Annotated in this window: 21 protein-coding genes; 12 read left to right on the top strand and 9 right to left on the bottom strand. The window is 75.3% G+C overall.

Annotated features, from left to right (window positions below; all coding sequences use genetic code 11):
• Positions 1-8: 8 nt before the first annotated feature.
• A complete protein-coding gene (locus SCATT_RS26270; RefSeq protein ID WP_014146248.1) occupies positions 9-716 on the bottom strand; it encodes a hypothetical protein in 708 nt (235 codons plus the stop codon).
• Positions 717-829: 113 nt separating this feature from the next.
• On the opposite strand from SCATT_RS26270, the gene SCATT_RS26265 reads away from it, so the two are divergent.
• Positions 830-1,426, top strand: coding sequence for a TetR/AcrR family transcriptional regulator (locus SCATT_RS26265; RefSeq protein ID WP_014146247.1), 597 nt, complete (start codon positions 830-832; stop codon positions 1,424-1,426).
• On the opposite strand, the gene SCATT_RS26260 is transcribed toward SCATT_RS26265, so the two are convergent.
• The 4 genes from SCATT_RS26260 to SCATT_RS26245 all read right to left on the bottom strand — a co-directional run bounded on the left by SCATT_RS26260 (position 1,376) and on the right by SCATT_RS26245 (position 5,734).
• Positions 1,376-2,437 (bottom strand): hypothetical protein, encoded by a 1,062-nt coding sequence (locus tag SCATT_RS26260; protein WP_014146246.1) that lies wholly within the window; start codon positions 2,435-2,437, stop codon positions 1,376-1,378. The two genes, SCATT_RS26265 and SCATT_RS26260, sit on opposite strands and share 51 nt — an antisense overlap.
• 109 nt (positions 2,438-2,546) lie before the next feature.
• A complete protein-coding gene (locus SCATT_RS26255; protein WP_014628721.1) occupies positions 2,547-3,194 on the bottom strand; it encodes a response regulator in 648 nt (215 codons plus the stop codon).
• Between the two features lie 5 nt (positions 3,195-3,199).
• Positions 3,200-4,462 (bottom strand): sensor histidine kinase, encoded by a 1,263-nt coding sequence (locus SCATT_RS26250; protein ID WP_014146244.1) that lies wholly within the window; start codon positions 4,460-4,462, stop codon positions 3,200-3,202.
• A gap of 42 nt (positions 4,463-4,504) precedes the next feature.
• Positions 4,505-5,734 (bottom strand): serine hydrolase domain-containing protein, encoded by a 1,230-nt coding sequence (locus tag SCATT_RS26245; RefSeq protein ID WP_014146243.1) that lies wholly within the window; start codon positions 5,732-5,734, stop codon positions 4,505-4,507.
• Positions 5,735-5,979: 245 nt separating this feature from the next.
• Here SCATT_RS26245 and SCATT_RS26240 point away from each other — a divergent pair, with 245 nt between their 5' ends.
• Both SCATT_RS26240 and SCATT_RS26235 read left to right on the top strand, forming a co-directional pair.
• On the top strand, positions 5,980-7,536 hold the full coding sequence (locus SCATT_RS26240) for a Na+/H+ antiporter (protein WP_014628718.1): 1,557 nt from the start codon (positions 5,980-5,982) through the stop codon (positions 7,534-7,536).
• Between the two features lie 112 nt (positions 7,537-7,648).
• A complete protein-coding gene (locus SCATT_RS26235) occupies positions 7,649-9,181 on the top strand; it encodes an FAD-dependent monooxygenase (protein ID WP_014628717.1) in 1,533 nt (510 codons plus the stop codon).
• Between the two features lie 7 nt (positions 9,182-9,188).
• Here SCATT_RS26235 and SCATT_RS26230 read toward each other — a convergent pair whose 3' ends face one another.
• Entirely contained in the window at positions 9,189-9,524 is a 336-nt protein-coding gene (locus SCATT_RS26230) for a hypothetical protein (protein WP_014146240.1), read from the bottom strand.
• Between the two features lie 310 nt (positions 9,525-9,834).
• Here SCATT_RS26230 and SCATT_RS26225 point away from each other — a divergent pair, with 310 nt between their 5' ends.
• From SCATT_RS26225 to SCATT_RS26205, 5 genes are all read left to right on the top strand, one after another.
• Positions 9,835-10,353 (top strand): 2Fe-2S iron-sulfur cluster-binding protein, encoded by a 519-nt coding sequence (locus SCATT_RS26225; RefSeq protein WP_014146239.1) that lies wholly within the window; start codon positions 9,835-9,837, stop codon positions 10,351-10,353.
• Positions 10,350-11,354 (top strand): FAD binding domain-containing protein, encoded by a 1,005-nt coding sequence (locus SCATT_RS26220; RefSeq protein WP_014146238.1) that lies wholly within the window; start codon positions 10,350-10,352, stop codon positions 11,352-11,354. The genes SCATT_RS26225 and SCATT_RS26220 overlap by 4 nt, the downstream gene beginning before the upstream one ends.
• Positions 11,351-13,456 carry a xanthine dehydrogenase family protein molybdopterin-binding subunit gene (locus SCATT_RS26215; RefSeq protein ID WP_014146237.1) on the top strand — a complete coding sequence of 702 codons (2,106 nt, stop codon included), beginning with the start codon at positions 11,351-11,353 and terminating at the stop codon, positions 13,454-13,456. The genes SCATT_RS26220 and SCATT_RS26215 overlap by 4 nt, the downstream gene beginning before the upstream one ends.
• Before the next feature lie 26 nt (positions 13,457-13,482).
• The gene (locus tag SCATT_RS26210; protein ID WP_014146236.1) at positions 13,483-16,317 is read left to right on the top strand and encodes a discoidin domain-containing protein; all 2,835 of its coding nucleotides are present in this window, start codon (positions 13,483-13,485) and stop codon (positions 16,315-16,317) included.
• 432 nt (positions 16,318-16,749) lie between these two features.
• Positions 16,750-17,712 carry a hypothetical protein gene (locus SCATT_RS26205; protein ID WP_014146234.1) on the top strand — a complete coding sequence of 321 codons (963 nt, stop codon included), beginning with the start codon at positions 16,750-16,752 and terminating at the stop codon, positions 17,710-17,712.
• 171 nt (positions 17,713-17,883) lie between these two features.
• On the opposite strand, the gene SCATT_RS40435 is transcribed toward SCATT_RS26205, so the two are convergent.
• The gene (locus SCATT_RS40435; protein WP_014146233.1) at positions 17,884-17,985 is read right to left on the bottom strand and encodes an LPFR motif small protein; all 102 of its coding nucleotides are present in this window, start codon (positions 17,983-17,985) and stop codon (positions 17,884-17,886) included.
• 309 nt (positions 17,986-18,294) lie between these two features.
• On the opposite strand from SCATT_RS40435, the gene SCATT_RS26200 reads away from it, so the two are divergent.
• The 3 genes from SCATT_RS26200 to SCATT_RS26190 all read left to right on the top strand — a co-directional run bounded on the left by SCATT_RS26200 (position 18,295) and on the right by SCATT_RS26190 (position 21,036).
• A complete protein-coding gene (locus tag SCATT_RS26200) occupies positions 18,295-19,185 on the top strand; it encodes a zinc-binding alcohol dehydrogenase family protein (protein ID WP_014146231.1) in 891 nt (296 codons plus the stop codon).
• An 88-nt stretch (positions 19,186-19,273) separates the two neighbouring features.
• Entirely contained in the window at positions 19,274-20,386 is a 1,113-nt protein-coding gene (locus SCATT_RS26195; protein ID WP_014146230.1) for a site-2 protease family protein, read from the top strand.
• A 71-nt stretch (positions 20,387-20,457) separates the two neighbouring features.
• A complete protein-coding gene (locus tag SCATT_RS26190) occupies positions 20,458-21,036 on the top strand; it encodes an Rv1733c family protein (RefSeq protein ID WP_014146229.1) in 579 nt (192 codons plus the stop codon).
• A gap of 7 nt (positions 21,037-21,043) precedes the next feature.
• Here SCATT_RS26190 and SCATT_RS26185 read toward each other — a convergent pair whose 3' ends face one another.
• Positions 21,044-21,535 (bottom strand): inorganic diphosphatase, encoded by a 492-nt coding sequence (locus SCATT_RS26185; RefSeq protein ID WP_014146228.1) that lies wholly within the window; start codon positions 21,533-21,535, stop codon positions 21,044-21,046.
• A gap of 168 nt (positions 21,536-21,703) precedes the next feature.
• On the opposite strand from SCATT_RS26185, the gene SCATT_RS26180 reads away from it, so the two are divergent.
• A complete protein-coding gene (locus SCATT_RS26180) occupies positions 21,704-22,729 on the top strand; it encodes a DUF3048 domain-containing protein (RefSeq protein ID WP_231905168.1) in 1,026 nt (341 codons plus the stop codon).
• Between the two features lie 12 nt (positions 22,730-22,741).
• Here SCATT_RS26180 and SCATT_RS26175 read toward each other — a convergent pair whose 3' ends face one another.
• Positions 22,742-23,914: a hypothetical protein gene (locus SCATT_RS26175; RefSeq protein ID WP_014146226.1), complete on the bottom strand. Its 1,173-nt coding sequence runs from the start codon at positions 23,912-23,914 to the stop codon at positions 22,742-22,744.
• Positions 23,915-23,967: the final 53 nt, after the last annotated feature.

Raw genomic sequence — 23,967 nt, 5'->3', positions numbered from 1 at the left:
CGGGCCGGTCACCGGGTCGCGGCTGCCGCGTTCCGGATCCAGCTGCGGAATTCGATCGCCAGGTGTTCGCAGTGCCCCTCGATCATCGAGTCCGGGGCGGCGGACGGGTAGACGACGCGTACCACGACGTCCGCGCCGGTGGCGGTGTCCCGCGCCTGGTGCAGGCAGTAGGCGAAGGGGGTGCCGTCGTCCAGGCTGAGCAGGGCGTTCATCAGCGAGATCGGGTACGAGGCGTCGAGGTGGGCGCTGACCGGCGGGGGCAGTTCGCGGGCGACCGACACCTTGAACCGGGTGAGGTGATTGCCGATCGTCTCCACCATGCCGCCGGTGTACTCCGGCGGCTCGACGTAGTGCTCGGGGTGGGCGTTGAGGAGCGCCGTCTTGTCCTGGAAGCGTCCGGTGGCGGCCTGCGACCGGAACCAGCGGGCCAGGTCGGTGCCGCTGAGTCCGCGTACCGTGAACTCGGTGCGCGACTCGCGGTAGGTGCCGCCGGACGCCTCGACGAGGCCGGCGTGGAAGCGGTCGCCGGCCTCGATCTGGTCGGCGAGGAGGTCCATCATCACCTGACCGCCGGCCACCGCCTTGAGGTTCTTGAGGGCTCGCCGCGCGGCCTCGAGTTCCCACCGGTCCACCGCGGACTCCTCGAAGGTGCGGCCCATCGTGTGGACGTCGACCGTCACGGGGTGCGGTGACCGCTGGTCGGTATGGGTGTGCATGGCGTTCCCCTTCAGGAGATGGCGAGGTGTGCTGGAATCAGCGGGATGCCACGGCATGCGAGGTGTGCGCCAGCCGCGTGCCGTGGGCTCGATGACGAGCGTAAGATGCACTCATGCATCTTGCAAGTACGGATTCCGGCCCCCAGCGCCGCCGGCACGGCGCGGAACTGGAGGCGGCGCTGCTCGACGCCGCGTGGGACGAGCTGATGGAACGCGGATACTCCGCGCTCACCTTCGCCGCAGTCGCACAGCGCGCCGGCACCAGCCGGCCGGTCGTCAACCGCCACTGGGCCACCAAGGACGCGCTCGTCCGGGACGCAATCACCCGCGCCAGCGACCGGTTCTCGCTGGCCGACCCCGACACCGGATCGCTGCGCGACGACACCGTCGCGCTGCTGGAACAGCTCAACGGCGCCTTCACCATGTTCGCCGCGGCGATGACCGCGCAACTGGCCGCCTACTTCGAGGAGACCGGGACGACACCCGCCGAACTGCGCGCGTCCCTGATCGAACAGCGGTGGTCACTGATCGAGTCCGTGACGCGGCGTGCCGTCGAACGGGGCGAGATCGACGGTGCGAAGCTCACCCCGCGCATCACGCGGTTGCCGTACGACCTGCTCAGGCACGACGTGCTCATGAACCTGCGGCCGTTGTCCTCGTCAGCCCTGGAGGAGATCGTCGACACCGTCTTCATCCCGCTGGTCACCTGAACCGCCCGGGACGGGGTCGTCCCCTCGGCGGCCGGCGGATCGGACGGCGGCAACGGCGAGGACGCAGGCTCCGGTGCCGAAGACCACGTTGCCGATCAGGGCGGTGGCCGGTGGGGTGCCCGTCTGGCCGGCCTGGGTGAAGCCGACCCAGACGTAGGTGAGCAGGGCGCCGGCGGCCAGGGCGGTGTGGTGCCGGGGGCCCCAGCCGTGGCGGCGTGACCAGCCGGTGACCGTCAGCACGGCCGCCGCGGCCAGCAGGGCCCAGGCGGCGGCCATCGCCCAGTCGGGTACGCGGTCGCGCAGCAGCGCCTGACCTGCCCAGTAGGCGCTGGTGAGGGCGAAGGCGGCGCAGCCGGTCGGCACCGGGCCGGGGGCGGCGGCCGGGACGGCGGGCACGGGGCGACGGCCGGTGCGGAAGGCCGCCGCGATCAGGCCGGCGATCGCGGCCACGCACACCGCCCACTGCCACGGCGACGCCATGAAGCGGTCGTTGCCGACGTACTGGACGGCGGCCAGGGACGCCGAGCCGCCGGCGAACACCAGCGCCGTGACGATCAGCCCGGGCCGGCCGAGCCAGGGCCGCCGCGGACCGCCGCCGAACGCTTCGACCAGGGCGATCGGCACGCAGACGCTCCACACCATGTGCATCGTGACGACGTCCTGGAGCAGGGCCACGCTCGTGCCCAGCCACGGCACGTGCGTTCCCGCGTAGGTGAGGCCGAAGTCGACGCCGCCGTAGCGGGGGTTCCACAACATCTGGTCGACCGGCCCCTCCTCGAACAGTCCGTAGGCCGCCCCCAGCAGCAGCATCGCCGGCCACCCGCGACCGGTACGCCGGGCGGCCTCCCGGATCAGCACGGCCCCGCACCCGTACAGCGGGACAAGGCCGATCAGCGACCCCAGCTCGCTGATCGGTGTGTTGCCCAGCAGGAACTCGCCCACCAGCGGGGCCACCAGCGCCAGCGCGAGGACCGACCGGCGGCGGTGCGCGGTGCCACGAACGTCAATCATTCCCCCGAGGCTAGGAACGGGACCCCGGCCGCCGCCTCCGCCGACCGGCCAGGTGTGCCGGCCACCCGGCCAGACCTGCCCGGCCGTCCGGCCCGACCGCCGCCCCGGGTCACTCGGCTTCCGCGTCGTGGGCGAGCAGGGCCAGCTGGACGCGGTTGTCCAGGTCGAGTTTGGTCAGCGCGCTCGACAGGTGGGCCTTGACGGTGCCGGTGGACAGGTGGAGCCGGTCGCCGATCTCGGAGTTGGACAGCCCGTCGGCCACCGCCCGGGCGATCTGGCGTTCCCGGTCGGAGAGCCCGGCGAGCTTGCGTCGTGCCCGCTCGGTGCGGGTGCCGGTGCCCGCCGCGGCGTGGTCGATCAGGGTACGGGCGGCTGCCGGGGAGAGCACCGGCTCGTCGCGGGCGGCCCGGCGGACCGCGTCCACGATCTCGTCGGGCTCGGTGTGTTTGAGCAGGTAGCCCGCGGCTCCGGCGCGCATCGCCGCCAGCACCGTGCCGCCGGTGTCGAAGGTGGTCAGCACGATCACCTTGGGCGTGCGGTCGCCGCCGGCCACGGTGCGGGTGGCGGCGATCCCGTCCATGACCGGCATCCGGATGTCCATCAGCACGACGTCCGGGGTGTGCCGCCGGACCGCCCCGGCCACGCCCGCGCCGTCCGCCACCTCGCCGACCACCTCGATGTCGGCCGCGCCGCGCAGCATCATCGTCAGCCCGGCCCGCACCAGCGGGTCGTCGTCGACCAGCAGCACCCGGATCATCGTCGTCACCCCGCCCGCCAGGGTAGCCGGGCCCGCAGGATGAAGACGCCGTCGTCACTGCCGTGTTCCAGTGCGCCGCCGTCGAGCCGGACCCGTTCGGCCAGGCCGGTCAGCCCGGCTCCGGCGCCGGGGACGCCTGGTGCGGACGCCTCGGCGGGCAGGCGGTTGCCGACCTCGATCGTCAGGTGGGAGCCGGGCTCGCCGGTCAGCCGTACGGTCACCCGGGCGCCGGGGGCGTGCTTGCGCGCGTTGGTCAGGCCCTCCTGGACGACGCGGTAGGCCGTGCGCTGGAGTTGCGGGCGCGGGGGCCGCGCCGGGCCGGCGAGTTCGTCGTGGAGGTCCACGTCCTGTCCGGCCGCCCTGGCCTCCTCGACCAGGCCCGGAAGGTCGGCGAGGGTCGGCTGCGGGGGCGTTGCCGCGCCGTCGGCGCCGTCCGCGCGCAGCACCAGCAGTACGTCGCGCAGCTCGCCGAGGGCTTGGTGGGCGTTGTCGCGGATGATCTGCGCGCTGCGGGAGATCTCGGTGCCGTCGAGGCCCGGTCCGGTGCCGGCGGCGGACCGCTTGGCCCGGTACGCCAGCGCGCCGGCGTGCACCGACAGCAAGGAGATGCGGTGGGCGAGCACGTCGTGCATCTCGCGGGCGATGGCTTCGCGCTCGGCGCGGCGGGTGTCGGCCAGTCGCCGGGCGTGCTCGGCGCGTTCCCGCTCGGCCTCGCGCCGCACCGCCAGCGTCCACAGCCGACGGGCCCGCAGGGTGCTGCCCCACGCGAAGGAGACCAGGAAGTACACCAGCGTGACGGCGGCGCCGACCAGCCCGTCCGTGTTCGCGCCCTGGAGAAGGGCCACCCCCAGCAGGCCCGCCGTCAGGAACGCGGCGAGCACCGGGAGCGAACGCCGCCACGGCAGCCGCAGCGCCGTGTTCACGGTGATCACGATGCCCGCGCCGAACGCGCTGGTGGAGACGGCCAGCGCGGGCAGCGCCAGCAACGCCACGGCCAGCGGGAACCGGCGGCGCCACCACAGCGACGCACACGCGAGGGTGCCCAGCAGCAGATCGGCCGCGAGCAGCCACTGCGAGGGGCGGGGGTCGTATCGCTGGGCGACGCCGCAGACCACCAGCCCCAGCAGGAAGGCGCCGCCGCAGGTCGCGGTGTCGACCGCCCAGTCCCGCGGGGTCCGGCGGATCCGCGTCGGGTCGCCGCCGGCGGTGAACTCACCGGGCAGCAGCCACCCCGGCACGTCCCGCCGGACGCCGTCGCTGTGCTCCACGTCCCTCACGATATGCGCCGCGCGCCGCCGCGCCCGTCCGGCTCAGTCGACCAGGGCCTGCTGCACCAGCGTGCCGAGCGTGGTCCGCAGCGGGTAGGTGCCGATCGGCAGCATCTGGGTGAAGAACATGGCGATGATCTCCTCGACGGGGTCGACCCAGAAGAGCGTGGTGGCCGCGCCGGCCCAGGCGTACTGGCCCGGGGAGGCGAGGGCGCGCAGGGCCACCGGGTCCTTCAGGACGCCGAAGCCGAGGCCGAATCCGCTGCCCGCGGCGGCCGTCTCGCCGAGGACCTGGTTGCCGAAGGTCTTGAGGCTGACGCCGGCCGGCAGGTGGTCGCGGGTCATGTGGTCGACGGTGCGCGACCCCAGCAGGCGTACCCCGTCGAGTTCGCCGCGGCCCAGCAGCATCCGGGCGAAGCGGTGGTAGTCGGCGGCGGTGCCGTGCAGTCCGCCGCCGCCGGAGAGGAAGCGCGGCGGGCTGGTGGGCACCGGGCCGAAGTCGCCGCGGGTGGCGGTGGCGCCGGGGCCGGGTACGTAGAGCGCGGCGAGGCGTTCGGTGTCGGCCGGGCCGACGTGGAAGGCGGTGTCGGTCATGCCGAGCGGTTCGAAGATGCGGGTGCGCAGGAACGCGTCGAGGCTCAGCCCGGAGACGACCTCGACGACCCGGCCGAGGACGTCGGTGGCCACCGAGTAGTTCCACCCCGTGCCCGGCTCGAACTGCAACGGCATCGCGGCCCAGGCGTCGCAGCAGGCGGCCAGGTCGTACCCCTTGGGGCGGCCCCATTCGAAGCCGTGCGCGCGGTAGATGGAGTCCACCGGGTGGCCGCGCAGGAAGCCGTAGGTGAGCCCGGCGGTGTGGGTGAGCAGGTGCCATACGGTGATCGGCGTGCGGGCGGGCTCGGTCACCGGGTCGGTGGCGCTGCCGCCGGTGAAGACCCGCATGTCGGCGAAGGCCGGCAGGTACGCGGCCACCGGGTCGGTGAGCGACAGCGCGCCCTCCTCGCACAGCATCATGGCGGCCACCGAGGTGATCGGCTTGGTCATCGAGTACAGCCGCCACACCGTGTCCGTGGTGACCGGCCGCCCCGCCTCCTTGTCCCGTTCGCCGTAGGACGACAGATGCACCAGCTTGCCGCGGCGGCTGACCGTCATCAGCCAGCCGGGCAGCCGCCCGTCGTCCACGAACGGGCGCAGATAGGCGTCGATGCGCGCCAACCGCCGCTGGTCGAAGCCGAGTTCACCGGCCTCCGCCTCCACCGAGAAATCACTCATGAACCCTCCCGTACCGTCCGGACGGTACGGTGATATCACGCCGCGGTGACCTGGTGGGGGCGAATTCCGGCCGGAGCCGCCGGGGTGCCCGCATGCGGCGTGCGCACCGGCTTCCGCGCAGGTCGCGTGGGGGGTGAGGGCGTTACCATCGTGGCAGGATCGCGTCAGCGTCGTGTAAGTTCGCTTGCGGTGTGCCGGGAAGTCTGGTCGGCGGTGAGTCCTCGTCCTCAGCCCCGGGAGCCAGCGTGACCGTTGTGACCGCCGTCCTTCTCCTCGTCGTCCTGGCGACCGCCGTGGCGACCGGCGCGCGGCACTGGCGCATACCGGCGCCGTCGTTGCTCGTGGTGGTCGGGGTGGCGATCGGGCTGCTGCCGTGGGTGCCGGATCTGCACGTCTCCCCGCAGGTGATCAGTGTGGTGGTGCTGCCGCCGTTGCTGTACGCCTCCGCCGAGGAGATCTCCTGGCGTGAGCTGCGGGCGGTGTGGCGGCCGGTCACGGTGCTGGCGCTGGGCCTGGTGCTGGTGACGGCGGCGGTGGTGGCGCTGGTCGCGCACACGGTCACCCCGCTGACCGGGCCGATGGCGTTCGTGCTGGGCGCGGTGCTGGCCAGCACCGACCCGGTGGCGGTGACCGCGCTGGGCCGGCGGTTGTCGCTGCCCGCCCGGCTGCAGACCATGGTGCAGTCGGAGAGCCTGTTCAACGACGCGACCAGTCTGGTGCTGTTCAAGGTGGCGGTGGGGGCCGCGGTGGCCGCCAGTGCCGTCTCGGTGCCGGGTGGCGCGGGCGAGTTCGCGGTGCTGGGCGGTGGCGGCGCGGCGGTGGGCGCGGCGGTGGCCGGTGTGGTCGCCCTGATCCGCCGGCGCACCGAGGATCCGGTGCTGGAGACGGTGATAGCGCTGGCCACCCCGTACGCCGCCTATCTGGTCGCGGAGGATCTGCACACCTCGGGGGTGACCGCGGTGGTGGTGGCCGGGGTGGTGCTGGGCAGCACCGGGCACCGGCTGACCAACGCCGCCATCCGCATCCAGGTGCACGCGGTCTACGCCACGGTGGTCTTCCTGCTGGAGAGCGTGGTCTTCGCGGTGATCGGGCTGGAACTGCCCACGCTGATCCACGAGTTGTCGGCGGCCGACCGGGACTGGCCGCTGGGGGTGTGCGCGGTGGCGGCGACGGTCATCGGGATCCGGCTGCTGGGTGTCTTCCCGCTCTCCGCGCTGACCCAGCGACGGCGCGCGTCCGCCGTCTCGTGGCGCGTTCCGGCCGTGGTCACCTGGGCCGGTACCCGTGGGGTGATGCCGCTGGCCGCCGCGCTCTCCATCCCGTTGGCGGCGCACGACGGGAGCCCGCTGCCGCACCGTCCGCTGGTGCTGGTGATCACCACCGGTGTGGTGGTCGCCACCCTGGTCCTCCAGGGGTTCACCCTGGCCCCGGTGGTCCGCTGGTCCGGCATCGCGCTGGAGCCGGAGCACACCGCGCGCGAGGAGGCCCGGGCCCGCGCCGCGATCGCCCGGGCCGGCCTGGACCACCTCGACGAACTCGCCGGCCTGGAGGCGGCTCCGGCCGCCGCCATCGACCAGGTGCGCCGCGCGCTCCAGGCCCGGCTGGACGAGGACCCGGAGCAGGAACCGGCGACCGGGGCGCCCGCCGAGACGATCGCCGCCTACCACGCGCTGCGCCGCTCGGTGATCGCCAAGGAGACGGCCGAACTCCACCGCCTCTACGCCGGCAACGAGATCAGCGACACCACCCGGCGCCGCCTCCAGCGCGCCTTGGACCTGGAGGAAGCCGGCCTGGGCGACTGACCGCCCGGCCGTCCCGTCCCCCTGGACGATGCCCGGCCGGGCATCGTCGCCCTTGACACGAACACTGTTCGCCCGTAGAACGGTGTTCGTGTCAACGAACGTGAATCAAGATGTGGACGTGACCGTGGCCGGAGCCGGTCCGGTGGGCCTGGTGCTCGCCGCGGAGCTGGCGCTCGCCGGGGCGACGGTTCAGGTGCTGGAGCGGCGGACCGAGCCGGACGAGGGGATGAAGGCGGGGGCGATCAACGTACCGACGGCCGAGGCGCTCGACCGGCGCGGCCTGCTGCCCGCCGCCGAACGGATCCAGCGCGAACAGCTCCTGCGGGTGGGGCCGTTCGACCGGCGGACCGGAGGCGGACGGCGGACGACCCGGCCGCGGTTCACCGGGCACTTCGCCGGGATGGTCCTCGACCCCGACCTGGTGGACTGGTCCGACCCCGACCTCGCCGCGCACACCGCGGTCGCCGGAGCCAGGATGGTGCCGCAGCGTGAGCTGGAGGAACTGCTGGCCGCCCACGTCGCGCGGCTCGGCGTGACCGTGCGGCGCGGGGTGGAGGTCACCGCGCTGGAGGACACCGGCGACGGCGTGCTCGTGGGCACCACCGCCGGGCCGCTGCGCACCGGGTGGCTGGTCGGCTGCGACGGCGGGCGCAGCACCGTGCGCCGTCTCGCGGGCATCGGCTTCCCCGGCACCGGCCCGGAACTCACCGGGCACCTCGCGGTCGCCGACATCGCCGACCCGGAGAAGCTCGCGGAAGGCTGGGTGTGGTCGCCCCGGGGCGCGTACCGCCACGGGCCGCAGCCGGGGCGCGTGGTGACCGTGGAGTTCGGCGGCGCCCCCGCCGACCGCTCGGCGCCGGTGACCCTGGAGGAGGTGCGCAGCAGCCTGCGCCGGGTCTCGGGCACCGACGTCACGCTGACCGCGCTGCGCGGCCCCGCGACCCGCTGGACCGACAACGCCCGGCAGGCCGCGTCCTACCGGGCGGGGCGGGTGCTGCTGGCCGGCGACGCGGCCCACGTGCACCCGCCGTTCGGCGGCCAGGGGCTCAACCTCGGGGTCGGCGACGCGATGAACCTCGGCTGGAAACTCGGTGCCGTGGTGACCGGCTGGGCACCCGAGGGGCTGCTCGACACCTACGACGCCGAGCGTCGTCCCCTCGGCGCCTGGGTGCTGGACTGGACGCGGGCCCAGACCGCGGTGATGCGCGGCGACGCCGGGTCGGCCGCGCTCCGGGAGGTCGTCGCCGACCTGCTGGCCACCCGGGCGGGCACGACCTACGCGGTCAAGAAGATCTCCGGCGTCACCCAGCGCGTCGACCTGCCCGGCGGACACCCGCTGGTCGGCCGGTACGCCCCCGACCTGTGGCTCAACGACGGTTCCCGGCCGGCCGACCACGGCCACGGCGGCGGGTTCCTGCTGCTCGACCGCACCGCGCAGGGCACGTTCGCCCGCCTCGCCGCGGCCTGGAGCGGCCGGGTCACCGTCGTGGCCGACGACCGGGCGACGCCCACCGGGGTGCTGGTGCGCCCGGACGGGGTGGTCGCCTGGGCCTGCGACACCGCCGATCCCGTCGGTCTGGAGGCCGCGCTGCGCCGCTGGGCCGGCGCGCCCTCGTCCGCCCCGGGGTACGTCCCCGCGGGCTGAGCGGGCCTCAGCCCGCGTGACCGCCGCCGTCGTCCTGGTGCTGGTTCTGGTCCCGGTCCCGGTCCCGGTCCTGGGAGGCCAACGTGTCGGAGAGCTGGGCGAGTTGGCTCTGGAGGTGGGCCAGGCGTTCCTGGAGTCGGTTCAGCTCGGCCTCCGCCGCTTCGCGGGCCTGGTGGTCCAGGGACCGCATGCCGTCGCCGATGGCCCGGCGCGCGTCCTGCTTGAGGACCTGGGCCCGGTCCAGGCAGTCGTCGAAGAGTCTCCTGGCGTCGTCGACGATGCCGCCGATGAACTCGACGGCGCTGCTGGGATGCCGGTCGGAGGGGCTGGTCGGAGCCGTCATCGGCTGTCCTCTCTGGTGGCGGTCGGGGTGGCCGGCGCGGCACGGCGCCGGCGTGGTCCGTCCCGTCCATTGACCCCCCGCGACATGCGCGAAGGCCAGGTGTCGCCGCCGCCCGCCGGAAGCGTTGGGGCGCCGCACGCCGTGGGAGCCGGGCGCACGGCATCCGCGCGGCGCTCCCGTTCGCCCACGCGCGACGCGAGGGGCGCGGTACGTCCGATGGCGCACCGGGCCCGCCGCGGCGGGTTTGACGGCGGCACGCAGCGGTTAGCCAGGAAGGCTGTGCCGTTCCAACGCGAGGGAAGGCGGGGCCATGGGCACCTCTACGCCGGTCACTGTGGAGATCAACGGCGACCGCCGGACGTTCACCCTGGACAACCGGACGACCCTGCTCGACCTGTTGCGCGAGCACGCCGGGCTGACCGGGACGAAGAAGGGCTGCGACCACGGGCAGTGCGGCGCGTGCACGGTCCTGGTGAACGGCCGCCGGGAGAACGCCTGTCTGCGGCTGGCGGTCAGCGCGGACGGCGAGCGGATCACCACGGTCGAGGGGCTGGCGCACGACGGGCGGCTCCATCCGTTGCAGCGGGCCTTCGTCGACCTCGACGCCTTCCAGTGCGGTTACTGCACGCCCGGTCAGCTGTGCTCGGCGGTGGGCGCGATCGACGAGGCGGCCCGGGGGTGGCCCAGCGCGGTCACGGCGCCGGGGGTGCCGGACGGCCCGGTGGCCCTGACCGACACCGAGGTGCGCGAGCGGATGAGCGGCAACCTGTGCCGGTGCGGGGCCTATCCGCACATCGTCGACGCGGTGCAGGAGGTGGGCGCCCGGTGAAGCCGTTCCGGTACGAACGCGCCGCCGACCCGCGGTCGGCGGTCGCGCTGCTCGCCGACGAGCCGGACGCGCGGTTCCTCGGCGGCGGCACCAACCTGGTCGACCTGATGAAGCTCGGCGTGGAGGTGCCCGGGCTGCTGGTGGACGTCAGCCGGCTGCCGCTGGACCGGGTGGAGCCCACCGGGAGCGGCGGCCTGCTGATCGGGGCCACGGTACGCAACAGCGACCTCGCCGCCCATCCGCTGGTGCGCGAGCGCTACCACGTGCTGTCGCAGGCGCTGCTCTCCGGCGCCTCCGCGCAGCTGCGCAACACCGCGACGATCGGCGGCAACCTGCTCCAGCGCACCCGTTGCGTGTACTTCCAGGACGTCGCCAAGCCCTGCAACAAGCGGGTGCCCGGCTCCGGCTGCCCGGCCCGCGAGGGCGAGCACCGGGACCTGGCGGTGCTGGGCGCCTCCGAGCACTGCGTGGCCACGCACCCCGGTGACATGGCGGTGGCGCTGGCGGCGCTCGACGCCGAGGTGCACGTGCTCTCCGCCGAGGGGTCGCGCCGGATCCCCGTCACCGAACTGCACCGGCTGCCCGGCGACGAGCCGCGACGGGACACCGTGCTGCGCCACGGCGAGCTGATCACGGCGGTGGAGCTGCCGCCGCCGCTGCCGGGCGCCCGCGGCGCGTACCGCAAGGCGCGCGACCGGGCCAGTTACGCCTTCGCGCTGGCGTCGGTGGCGGCGCTGCTGGAGGTGCGCGACGGGGCGGTGCACGACGTGCGGCTGGTCCTCGGGGCGCTGGCGGCCAAGCCGTGGCGGGCGCGTACCGCGGAGCAGACGCTGGTGGGGGGCCCGGCGGTGGAGACCGCGTTCCGGCACGCGGTGGCCGGCGAACTGGCCGCCGCCGAACCGCTGCGGGACAACGGCTACAAGGTGGCGATGGCCGCCAACCTCGCGGTGCGCGTGCTCGCCGACCTGGCCGGCGGCAACGGAACGGAAGGCATCCGATGACGACCACCCAGCCCCTGCTCGGCGCTCCGGCGGCCCGGCTGGAGGGCCGGGCCAAGGTGACCGGCGAGGCCCGGTACGCCGCCGAGTACCAGCCGCCGGACGTCGGTTACGCCTGGCCGGTGCCGGCCACCGTGGCACACGGCACGGTGACGGCGGTGCACACCGAGGCGGCGCTGGCCGACCCCGCCGTGCTCGCCGTGCTCAGCCACGCCGACGCGCCGCGCCTTCAGGTCGCCGGCGACCCGATGACGGACGTCCTGCAGTCCCCCCGGGTCGCCCACCACGGCCAGTTCGTGGCGCTCGCCGTCGCCACCACGCTGGAGGCCGCCCGCGCCGCCGCCGAGGCGGTGCGCGTCGAGTACGCCACCGAGCCGTACGACGTGGTGCTCACCCGCGACCACCCGGGGCTGTACGTGCCCGAGACGGTCAACGGCGGCTTCCCGGCGGTGCGCAGCCGCGGTGACTTCGACGCCGAGTACGCGGGCGCCCCGGTGCGCATCGACCGGCTGTACCACATCCCGCCGCTGCACAACCACCCGATGGAACCGCACGCGGCCACCGCGTTGTGGGACGGCGACGAGCTGACGGTGTACGACTCGTGCCAGGGGGCCAGCGCGGTGCAGGAGGCGCTGGCCGGGCTGTTCCGGCTGGACCCGGGGCAGGTGCGGGTGATCGGGGAGCACGTGGGCGGCGGCTTCGGCTCCAAGGGTACGCCGCGTCCGCACGTGGTGCTGGCGGCGATGGCGGCCCGGGTGGTGGGCCGTCCGGTCAAACTCGCCCTGCCCAGACAGCAGATGGCGGCCGTGGTGGGCCACCGTGCCGAGACCTTCCAGCGGTTGCGGCTGGGCGCGGAGACCGACGGCCGGATCCGGGCGCTCGCCCACGACGTGGTCACCGACACCTCCACCGGCCAGGAGTTCGTCGAGCAGGCGGCGGTGGTCTCCCGCACGATGTACCACTCCCCGCACAGCCGCACCACGCACCAGGTGGTCCGGCTGGACGTACCCACCCCGTCGTGGATGCGGGCGCCGGGCGAGTGCCCGGGGATGTTCGCGCTGGAGTCGGCGATGGACGAGCTGGCGCAGGCGTGCGACGTGGACCCGGTGGAGCTGCGGATCCGCAACGAGCCGGAGTTCGAGCCGGACAGCGGCCATCCGTTCAGCAGCCGTCATCTGGTGGACTGTCTGCGCGAGGGGGCCCGCCGGTTCGGGTGGCACGACCGGGACCCGCGCAACGCCGTGCGGCAGGAGGGCCGGCTGATGATCGGCAGCGGGGTGGCCGCCTCCACCTATCCGGTGTACGTCTCCCCCTGCCAGGCCGCCGCGTTCGCCGACCCCGACGGCGGCTTCCGGGTCCACGTCAACGCCACCGACATCGGCACCGGCGCGCGCACCGTGCTCACCCAGATCGCCGCCGACGCCCTCGACGTGGCGCTGGAACGGGTACGCATCCGGATCGGCGCCAGCGAGCTGGGCCGGGCTCCGGTGGCCGGCGGTTCGTCGGGCACCGCGTCGTGGGGGTGGCCGGTGCACCAGGCGTGCGTGGAGTTGCGTGCGGCGATCGCGCGGCACGGAGGCTCGGTGCCGGCCGGCGGGCTGTCCGCGTTCGCCGACACCACCGAGGACGTCGAGGCCGGCCAGGGGTACGCCCGGCACGCCTTCGGGGCCCAGTTCGCCGAGGTGCAGGTGGACGTCGACACCGGGGAGACCCGGGTGCGCCGGCTGCTCGGGGTCTTCGCGGCGGGCCGCATCCTCAACCCCCGGCTGGCGCGTTCGCAGTTCATCGGCGGGATGACCATGGGGATGTCGATGGCGCTGATGGAAGGCAGCACCATGGACCCGGAGTTCGGCGACTACGCCGAACGCGACCTGGCCACCTACCACGTGGCGAGCAACGCCGACGTACCGCGTATCGAGGCCCACTGGCTGCACGAGGACGACCCGCACCTGAACCCGATGGGGTCCAAGGGCATCGGCGAGATCGGCATCGTCGGCACCGCGGCGGCCGTCGCCAACGCCATCCACCACGCCACCGGCATCCGGGTGCGCACCCTGCCGGCCCGGCCCGACGCGCTGCTGCCGTACCTGGGCGCGGAGGGGTAGCGACGGGCGGCCTCACCCAGCGGCCCATGGGCCCCCTGACGCGCCGTGCCGCGGGGGCGGTTCCGCTGGCGCTGGCGCTGGCCCTCACCGTCTGCGCGGTGCCCGGCGGACACCGGGGCACACCCCGCACCGCCACCGCGCCGCCCGCCGCGGGCTGCCCGGACGGTGACGGCGCGGTGGACCCGTCGTGGGCGCCGACGGCCACCCGGATCGATCCGGCCGACAGCTACCACGCGTTCGTCGGCAACGGCTACCTCGGCCAGCGGGTCCCGCCGCTCGGCGCGGGCTACTGGGCCGGGACGGCGAGGACCGGCTGGCCGCTGTTCACGCCGCGCTACGACGGGTCGTTCGTCGCCGGGCTGTACGCGCGCGAGAAGTCGGTCACCTCGGGCCGGCAGGTGATCGCCGCGTTGCCGACCTGGACGCCGCTGACCGTGGGCGTCGGGGCGGACACCTTCTCCTCCGGTACGCCGGCCGGGCGGGTGTCGGGTTACCGGCAGACGCTGTGGCTGCGCTGCGGGCTGGTGCGTACCTCGCTCACCTGGACGGCTTCCGACGGCCGGGTGACCGGCCTGGTCCTCGACGTCCTCGCCGACCGCGCCGATCCGCACGTGGGCGCGGTACGGCTGCGGATGACACCGCGCTGGAACGGCGAGTCCACCGTGACCGACCTGATCGACGGCCGGGGCGCCCGGATGCTGCGCCCCCGCCCGGCGGCCGGCCCCGGCGGCGCCAACCGGGTGTCCTTCCGCACCCTGGGCACCGGCGTCGCCGGCTCCGTCGTCTCGGTGCTGCGCCCCGGCCCGGAGGTCGCGGCACGGCCCGTCCGCCCGGCGGACGGCGCCGCACCGCTGACCGGGCGCCGCGCGGTGACGTTCCCGGTGCGGGCCGGGCGGACGTACACGTTCACCAAGTACGTCGGCGTGGACACCGCGTTGACGGCGCCGGACCCGGACGCCGGCGCGCGGGCGGCGGCGGTGCGGGCGGCCCGGCTGGGGTGGCCGGCGCTCCTGGCGGAGCAGGCACGGCGGTGGGCGCGGCTGTGGCGTTCGGGCGTCGAGGTGCCCGGGCGGCCGGAGTTGACCGGGTGGGTACGCGCCTCGGAGTACGGGCTGCTGTCGAGCCTGCGGGCGGGCGCCGCCGACAGCGTCGCGCCCACCGGACTGACCAGTGACAACTACGCGGGGCTGGTCTTCTGGGACGCCGAGACGTGGATGTTCCCCAGCCTGCTGGCGTTCCATCCGCGGTTGGCGCGTTCGGTGGTGGAGTACCGCTACCGCACCCGGAAGGCGGCCCGCGCCAACGCCCGCCGGCTGGGGTACCGGGGGCTGTTCTACTCGTGGGAGAGCGGTTCCAGCGGGGATCTGCGCACCGAGTGCCAGAGCTGGCAGCCGCCGCACTGCGTGACCCAGATCCACCTGCAGAGCGACATCGCGCTGGCGGTGTGGCAGTACTACCTGGCCACCGGCGACCTGGGCTGGCTGCGCGGCCACGGCTGGCCGGTGCTCTCCGGGGTCGCCCGGTTCTGGGCCGGCCGGGCGACCCGTGATCCGGACGGCGGCTACTCGGTGCGGAACGTCGCCGGCCCCGACGAATACAGCAACGGGGTGACCGACGGCGCGTTCACCAACGCCGGTGCCGCCACCGCGCTGCGCGCCGCCGTCCGGGCCGCCCGGCTGCTGGGCCGGCCCGCCCCGGCCGCCTGGACGCGGATCGCCGACCGGCTGCGGGTGCCGTTCGACCGGTCGCGCGACATCTTCGAGCAGTACGCGGGGTACCACGGTTCGCTGATCAAGCAGGCCGACACCGTGATGCTGCTGTATCCGCTCAACTGGCCGATGCCGCCGGGCGCGGCGCGGGCCACGCTGGCGTACTACGCGGCGCGGACCGACCCGGACGGCCCCGCGATGACCGATTCGGTGCACGCGGTGGACGCGGCCGTCGTCGGGGCGCCGGGGTGCGCCACGTACACCTATCTGCGGCGTTCCGTGGAGCCGTTCGTGCGGGGGCCGTTCGACGAGTTCTCCGAGGCGCGCGGGGCGAAGGCGGGGGCGGCCGATCCGCTGGCGGGGGCGCCGGCGCAGGACTTCCTGACCGGCGCGGGCGGCTTCCTCCAGACGTTCCCGGCGGGGCTGGGCGGGCTGCGGTGGCAGGCGGACGGGGTGCGCCTGGACCCGTCGCTGCCACCGCAGTTGGCCGACGGGGTGGTGCTGCGCGGGCTGCGCTGGCGGGGGCGCGCCTTCGACGTGGCGATCGGGGCGCACACCACCACGGTGCGGCTCACCGGCGGCGGGCCGATGACCGTGTACGGGCCGCAGGGCGCCCAGGTGGTGAGCGCGGGGGTGCCGCTGGTGCTCAAGACCCGCCGCCCGGACCTGGCGCCCACCGACGACGCGGCCCGCTGCCGTCCGGCCTCCGCCGACTCCGAGCAGCCGGGCCGGTACGCCGACGCGGCGGTGGACGGCAGCCCGGAGACCGCGTGGGTGCCCGCGGCCCCGCGCGCCACGCTCACCGTCGACCTGGGCCGCACCGTCCCGGTCTCCCGGATCACCACCCGCTGGACGGCCGTCCGGCCCGCCTCCTCCACGGTGGCGCTCTCCCCGGACGGCACCCACTGGCGGCCGGTGTCCCCCGGAGCCGGCGGCCGGCTGCCCGTGACGTGGCCGGCCCGCTTCGTCCGGGTCACGGTGCGCGCGGCGGACGCCCACGAACGTCCGGGGCTTGCGGAGTTGACGGCGGGCCAGGCCGCCTCGGGGCCGTGGCGGCGCACGACGCCGGTCCCGCGGTGGGCGCGGACGGCCGGGGTGCTGTCGGCGGAGGGTCGAACTCCGGTCACCGCGGGCCGAGTTGCGCGGCGGTGAAGTCCGGGCGGCCCGGACGCGCCGGTGCGGGCGGCGACGGCACGCCATGGCGACGACAACGCCCGCTCGATGGTGTCGGCCCGGAGGCGACGGGCGGCCAACTCCCCGTCGGCGGGCGGGAGATGATTTCCGCTCGAAGACGGGGAGTCCGCCGGTGCCTTCCCGGCGGGTCGACGCCACCGCGCGCGGGCCGGAAACCGCTTGCGGGCCGGGGCCGGTGGCCCGCGGACCGGGCCCCGTTCGGCGGTACTCCCTAATGGCGGAGTGGCGTTGCGGGCCCTGTGGCACGCACCTAGCGTTCGGAATCACGGAGCGTGGTTACGTGATTACACAGATGCATGAGTCTGTGGCCGCGCCCCGGGAAAGTGGGAAAACCACATGCGTCGCACTCGTCTGGTTGCCGCCGCGTTCGCGGGCACGACTCTCATAGGCATGGCCGCACCGACCGCCGTGGCCGACTCCGACGGCTACTACCGTCCCGTGGCCCACGTCCACCCGGAGGTCACCACCCCCGGGTCGTTCGTCTCACTCTTCGTCGCCTGCCGTTACGACGGACGGCACGAGATCGAGGCGCACTCCCGGGCGTTCGCCGGGGACACCGCCCGGCTCCACCTGGTCCGCGAACACGGCGACCACGAACACGGTGACCACGAATACGGTGACCGTGATCACGGGCACGGTGACTACTACCACCGTGACCACGATGCCGTCTACGTGGGCGTTGCCAAGATCGCTCCCCACTGGCACTTCTGGGACGGCGGTCACGGCTACGACCACGGGCGTGAGGGCCACGACCACGGCCGGGACGGCTTCGACCACGGGCGTGAGGGTGACGACCGTGGCCGGGACGGCTTCGACCACGGCAAGGAGGGACCGGAGTCCGGCAAGTCCCGGCCCGGCCTTGGCGCGGAGGGGCCCGAGGCCGGCAGGGCGGGGTCCGAGCCGGAGAAGGCACCCGGCATCGGCACGGACAGCTCCGACGGCGTCCGGGACGGCCAGGAAGGCGTCCAGGAAGGCAGGAAGAGCCTCCGGGCCGGGCAGGAGGGCCGCGAGGACGGGTTCCGTGACGGTCGCGAGGACCGCGACGGGTTCGGCGACGGCCGTGACGAGGGGCGCGAGGGACGGGACGGTTTCGGCGAGGGCCGGGACGGTTACCGCGACCACGAAGTACCGCGCTTCCGCATCTACGGGCACTGCCCCGACGGCCGCCGGTTCGAAACCTCCGTCCGCGTCATCACCGGTCACATCCACCACGGCGTGCACGCCGGCCAAGGCGGCGCGGCGAGTGGTGTGACCACCGGCACGATGGCGGGCGGCGGCGCCCTGCTGGCCGCCGCCATCGGCAGCGGCGTGCTGTACCTGCGCCGCAGGCAGCACAGTGGTGCCAAGGGCTGACCTCGGCCCCGCCGCACCACCGCGCGGAACACCCCGGCCCTGACCGGCCGTCCGCGCGGGCCCGGGAAGGTCCCCCTCACGGGATCGTCCTGGGGGGGATCTTCCCGCGGGTCGCACACGTCGAGGCCACGGCCGCCCGCTCGGGCCGCCCTGGTCGCCGGGGGCGCCGCCTCAGCCTCCGAAGAGGCGGGCCAGCGCCCGGAACGGCAGCGTCACCACATCGGCGACGGTCCCGCCGACCGTCTTGAGCACATCGGCGATGGCATGCAGCATCTTCGGCCTCCTTCGCCCGCTGGAACGCACCCGTACGCATCCGGAAACGCATCCGCGAACGCGTCCGGCACGCCCTGACCGGACTCCTGACCGCGCACGCCGCGGGCAAACGGCTCACCGCGCCCGGGACGCCACCGGACCCCCCGACCGACGTGCCCGAGGAGACCATGGACCCGCACCGGCCCACCGCGATCACCACCACGGCGTGGGCCGTGGCCGAGCCCGGCCCCCTGGCCACCGCCCCGTTGCGCCGGGTCACCCGCGAACTCCCCGCCCCCCGGCCCGGACGAGCTGCTGGTCGAGGTCACCGTGTGCGGGGTCTGCCGCACCGATCTCCACCTGGCCGAGGGTGACCTGCCCCCGCGCCGCCCGATGTGCGTGCCCGGCCACGAGATCGTCGGGCGGGTGGTCGAGGCCGGCCACGCGGTGCGCGGCTTCGCCCCCGGCGACCGGGTCGGGGCCGCCTGGCTGGCCGGCACCTGCGGCCGTTGCGCCTACTGCCGGTCGGGGCGGGAGAACCTGTGCCCGCGTTCCCGGTACACCGGCTGGGACGTCGACGGCGGGTACGCCGGCCACGTGCTGGTGGACGCCCGCTACGCCTACCGGCCCCCGGCCGGCTGGGCGGACGACGAGACGGCGCCGCTGCTGTGCGCCGGCATCATCGGCTACCGCGCCCTGTGCCGCGCCGAACTGCCGCCCGGCGGACGTCTGGGCGTCTACGGGTTCGGCGCCTCCGCCCATCTGACCGCGCAGCTCGCGCTGGCCCGCGGCGCCACCGTGCACGTGCTCACCCGTGGCGAGCGGGCCCGCCGGCTCGCGCTCGACCTGGGCGCGGCGTCCGCCCGGGACGCGTACGAGACACCGCCGGAGCCGCTGGACGCGGCGATCTTGTTCGCGCCCGCCGGTGAGCTGGTGCCGGTGGCGCTGGCCGCGCTCGACCGGGGCGGCACCCTCGCCATCGCGGGCATCCACCTGTCCGCCGTTCCCGCGCTGGACTACCGGCGCCATCTGTTCCAGGAACGTACGGTGCGCAGCGTCACCGCCAACACCCGTGAGGACGGCCGGGCGTTCCTCGCCGAGGCCGCCCGGCTGCGCCCCTCCGTGCGGCTGACCCGCTATCCGATGCGCCGGGCCGACCGGGCGCTGGCCGACCTGGCGGCGGGCGAGGTGACGGGGGTGGCGGTGCTGATGGCGCAATGACCGCCGCCGATGGGTAGGCCGGACTCCCGCACCGGCGGCGCGGGCGCGATGCTGGCATGGGGGCGGGACGAGTGGCGGGTGGTCGGCGATGGACGGTTCGTGGCGGATGGGACGGCTGTTCGGGGTGCCCTTGCGGTTGCACTGGAGCGCCCCGTTGCTGCTGCTCGTCTTCGGTTACAGCCTGGGCAGGCAGACGCTGCCGGTGTGGGTGCCGGGGCACTCGCGCGCCGCGTACGCGGTGGGCGGGGTGGCCGGGGCCGTGCTGCTGCTGGGGAGTCTGCTGCTGCACGAGTCGGCGCACGCGCTGACCGCGCGCCGGGCCGGGGTGAAGGTCGAGGACATGACGTTGTGGGCGCTGGGCGGCATGACCCGGATGGGCCGGGCGGAGTCGCCGCGCGCGGCGCTGGCGATCGCGGTGAGCGGTCCGCTGGTCTCGCTGGCGTTCGGCGGTGCGGCGCTGGGCGTGGCCCGCGGGGTGGCGACGGCGCCCGCGCTGCTGTTGCCGGCCGCCGTGCTGACGTGGCTGGCCTGGGCCAACGTGCTGCTCGGGGTCTTCAACCTGCTGCCGGCCGCGCCGCTGGACGGTGGTCGGGTGCTGCGGTCGGCGGTGTGGTGGTGGGGCAAGGACCGGGAGCGGGCCGACCAGGTGGCCGGGCGCAGCGGGCGGGTGATCGGGGTGGCGCTGGTCGCGGTCGGCGGGATCGGCTTCCTGCGCGGCTGGGGCGGGGGGCTGTGGCTGGTGCTGGTGGGGTTCTTCGTCTCCAGTACGGCCACCGCCGAGTTGCGCCGCTCGATGCTGGAGTCCGCGCTGCGCGGGGTGACGGTGGGGCGGACGATGTCGGCGCCGGTGGTCTTCGGGCCGGACTGGTTCACCGTGGACCGCTTCCTGGAGCGGATGGCGGAGGCGCCGCGCCATTCGGCGTTCGCGCTGGTGGACTTCGACGGCCGGCCCAGCGGCATCGTGACGCTGCGCCGGCTGGCCATGGTGGCGCCGGCCCGCCGCGACGAGGTGCGGGTGCGGGATGTGGCGGTGGCGTGTCCGGTGGCCCGCCCGGACGAGCAGTTGCTGGACGTGATGGGGCGGCTCGGCACGGCGTCCGGCGCCCGGATCCTCGTGGTCGACGAGGAGGGCCGGCTGGCCGGGATCGTCACCGCCCACGACATCACCCGGCTGCTCCAGGCGCGGGCGGCCCGGGGCTGACCGGCGCTTGGGCGGAGGGGCGCCGCGGGCGGATGATGTCTTCAGGGCACCGGGAACCATGGGGGCCTGCGATGGGCAGCACGGTGAAGCTGTGGCGGTGGCGGCGCAATCCGCTGCGACGCCGCTCGGATGTGGCCGAGGGGTGGATCGGCCTGGTCTGCGCGATGCTCGCCCTGGTGGGGGCGCCGGCCGCCGGTGCCGCCGCCGCGTCGGCCGTGGTGGACTCGCTGCACGACCAGGCGCTCCACCGCCATCCGGTGGCCGCGGTGCTGCTGCGCGACGCGGGCGACCGGGCGGCGTTCGGGGCGGCCGGCCTCGGCGCGACGCGGGTGCCGACGGCGGTGCGCTGGACGGGGCCGGACGGCCTGCCGCACTCCGGCGAGGCCACGGTGCCGGAGGGGACGAGGGCGGGGTCCGCCACCACGATCTGGCTCGACGACCGGGGCCGGGTGGCCCTGCCGCCGACCGGGGGCCTCCAGGCCGACGCGCAGGGGTGGGCGATGGGCACCGCCGTGGGGTGCGGGGTGTGCGGGGTGGTGCTGGGGGCCGACCGGGTCGCGCGGGCCGCCCTCGACCGGCACCGGGCCGCCGAGTGGGAGCGCGAGTGGGAGGAGATCGGACCGCGGTGGAGCAGCGGCCCGCGCGCCTGAGCCGCGGTCAGCCGTGGCCGGCGCCGGCCGCGCGCTGCCGGGCCGCCTCGATCTCGGCGTAGGCGCTCGCCCGGCCCTCCCAGTGCGAGCCCTCCACCGACTTGCCCGGCTCCAGATCCTTGTAGACCTCGAAGAAGTGGGTGATCTCCAGCCGGTCGAACTCCGGCACGTCACCGATGTCCTGCACCTCGTCGTAGCGCGGGTCGTGCGCCGGGACGCACAGCACCTTCTCGTCCGGCCCCTTCTCGTCGGTCATGCAGAACATGGCGATGGCGCGGCACTCGATGGCGCAGCCGGGGAAGGTGGGTTCGCCGACCAGGACGAGGGCGTCCAGCGGGTCGCCGTCCCGGCCCAGGGTGCCGTCCACGTAGCCGTAGTCGGCCGGGTAGCGGGTCGCGGTGAAGAGCATCCGGTCCAGCCGGATGCGCCCGGTGTCGTGGTCCACCTCGTACTTGTTGCGCGACCCCTGCGGTATCTCCACGACGACGTCGAACTCCACGGCGGCCTCCCTCGCACCGGCTCCGCTTCCAGCATCCATCGTCCTCCCCGGCGGGTCGCCGCGCATCGCGCGGGGAAACACCCCGGGCGGTTGCCCGGCCGGCGCCCGGCGGGTGGTTACCGTCGGTCACGTCCGGTATCCGGCCGGGCGTCGCGGAGGTGAGCTGTGGTGGCCGATTCCCTCGCCCGGCTGCGGTCGTGGTGGACGGCGCTGCCGGTACGCGGCCGGGTGGCGCTGGCCGGGGCGGTGCTCACGGTGGTGGCCGGGGTCGTGGTGGCGGTGGTGGTGCTGGGCACCGGTGGCCCGCGCACCCGGCCGGCGGCGCCCGGCGGACCGGTGGTCTCCCCGCTGACCGGGGTGCCCGGGGCGGCCGGGCGGGTGCTGGCGGTGAAGGTGGACAACGTCTCGTTCGCCCGTCCGCAGACCGGGCTGGCGGCGGCCGACGTGGTCTACGCGGCCGAGGTGGAAGGCGGCCTCTCCCGGTTCCTCGCCGTCTACGACGACCGCCATCTGCCGCCCGGTGACGCCATCGGCCCGGTGCGCAGCGCCCGAGAGACCGACCTGGAGATCCTGCGCGCCTACGGCCGGGCGGCCTTCGTCTACTCGGGGGCGCTGACGGGGTTCCTGCCGGTGCTGGCGGCGGCGGACGTGGTCAACTGCTCGCCGTCGCAGGCGGACGCGGCCTTCCACCGCGGCCCGGGCGCGCCGCCGTACAACGAGTACGTCTCCCCCGCCGCCGCGCTGCGCCACTGCCCGGGGGCGGCGCCGGCGCGGGACGTGGGCTTCCGGTTCGGCCCGGCGCCGGACGGCGGGGTGGCGGCCGGTGCGTACACGGCGCGGATGCCGGCCGCCTCGTTCACCTTCACCTGGTCGCCGGCGGCCGGGAAGTACCTGGTGGCGCTGGACGGGACGGCGGGGCGGACCACCGACGGCGGGCCGTTGGGCGCGGCCACGGTGGTGGTGCAGAAGGTCGCGGAGACGACGTCGCCGCGCGGTTTCATGGACTCCCCGGGGGTGCGCTCGCCGTTCGCGCCGACGGTCGGCGGCGGGGACGCGGTGGTGCTGCGGGACGGCCGGCGGTACGACGCCGCCTGGTCGCGGCCGGAGCCGGACGGCGGCACGGTGTTCACCTTCCGCGGGCGGCGGATGACGTTCCGGCCGGGCCAGGTGTGGGTGGTGCTGGAGCCCCGGTGACCCGGCCGCCGGTCACGCCCCGGGGGCCGCGTCCCGCTCGGCACGGGGCCGCCACAGCAGGGCGGCGGCGGAGAGCACCACGGCGAGCAGCGCGAAGGTGCCCGCCGCCAGCCCCGCCGCGGTGCCGATGGCGTCCAGCCCGAGGCCGGCGAGCGCGGGGACGCCGGCCAGCGCGTGCAGGACGATCACCGCCAGCCCGGCCGCCGCGCCGGCCAGCCACAGCCGCGCGGTGTCCCGGCCGGCCAGGCAGACCGCGAGCACCAGGCAGAGCGCGGTCACCGCGAGGGAGACCACGTCGGCGAAGCCGTCCGCGCGCAACTGCGGGAATCCGGGCGGCAGATGGATCAGCCCGCAGACCGCCAGCGCGGCGGCGGCCGGCCAGCGCAGCGCCCCGCGCGCCATGGCGTCCAGGCCGCGTCCGCCCCCGGTGGCCGCCGGGTCCACGGCCGACAGCGGGCCGGCGTAGGCGGGGATGGGCGGCAACGGGGCGAACAGCTCGCGGTGTTCGGACACCATGGCGGGCTCGGCCGGGTAGACGTCGGTGACCGGTTCCGGTTCCATGGCGGGCTCGTAGCCGGGGTCGGGGAGGGCGAAGGCGGTCGTCGCGGCGGGTTCGTCCGCCCAGCCCCCGCCGTGGTGGTCGTCGGCCGGGTACACGTCGTGGCCGGCCGGCGGTTCGGGCGGCAGGGCGTCCTGCTCGTCCACGCGGTGGCCGAGCAGCCGGACGAGCTGCACCAGTTCCTCCACCGGGCGGCCCGTCGCGGCGGCGCGCAGCGCGTCGTCGGCGACCGAGGGGTCGTGCGGCGGCCGGTTGAGGGCGACCACCAGGGCGTTCACCTCGTCGATGGGGCGGGCGAGGGCCGCGGCGCGCAGGGCGGCGGTGGCCACCTCCGGGTCGTGCGGCGGCCGGTTGAGCAGGGCGACGAGTTCGGTGACCTCCTCGACCGGACGGGCCAGCGCCGCCGCGTGCAGCGCCTCCTCCGCCGGGTCGGGCACCCCGCCGGTCTGCTTCAGCAGCGACACCAGCGCCGCCACCTCGGCCACCGGGCGCTGGGTGGCGGCGGTACGCAGCAGGGTGCGCGCCTGTTCCTGCTGTTCCTCCAGCGTCGGCGGCGCGGAGAGCCCGGGGTGGCTCGCGGAGCGCTCGGCGTCGCGCGGGGTGCGGGATGCTGGCTCTGGGAACATGGCGCGACTCCACTGTGACGCGAGGCGGGACGGGTGCGGCCGGCCACCGGTGG

Origin of the sequence: Streptantibioticus cattleyicolor NRRL 8057 = DSM 46488 (assembly GCF_000240165.1) — a bacterium.
Lineage (GTDB): Bacteria > Actinomycetota > Actinomycetes > Streptomycetales > Streptomycetaceae > Streptantibioticus > Streptantibioticus cattleyicolor.
This window is presented reverse-complemented; position numbering and strand designations above follow the sequence as displayed.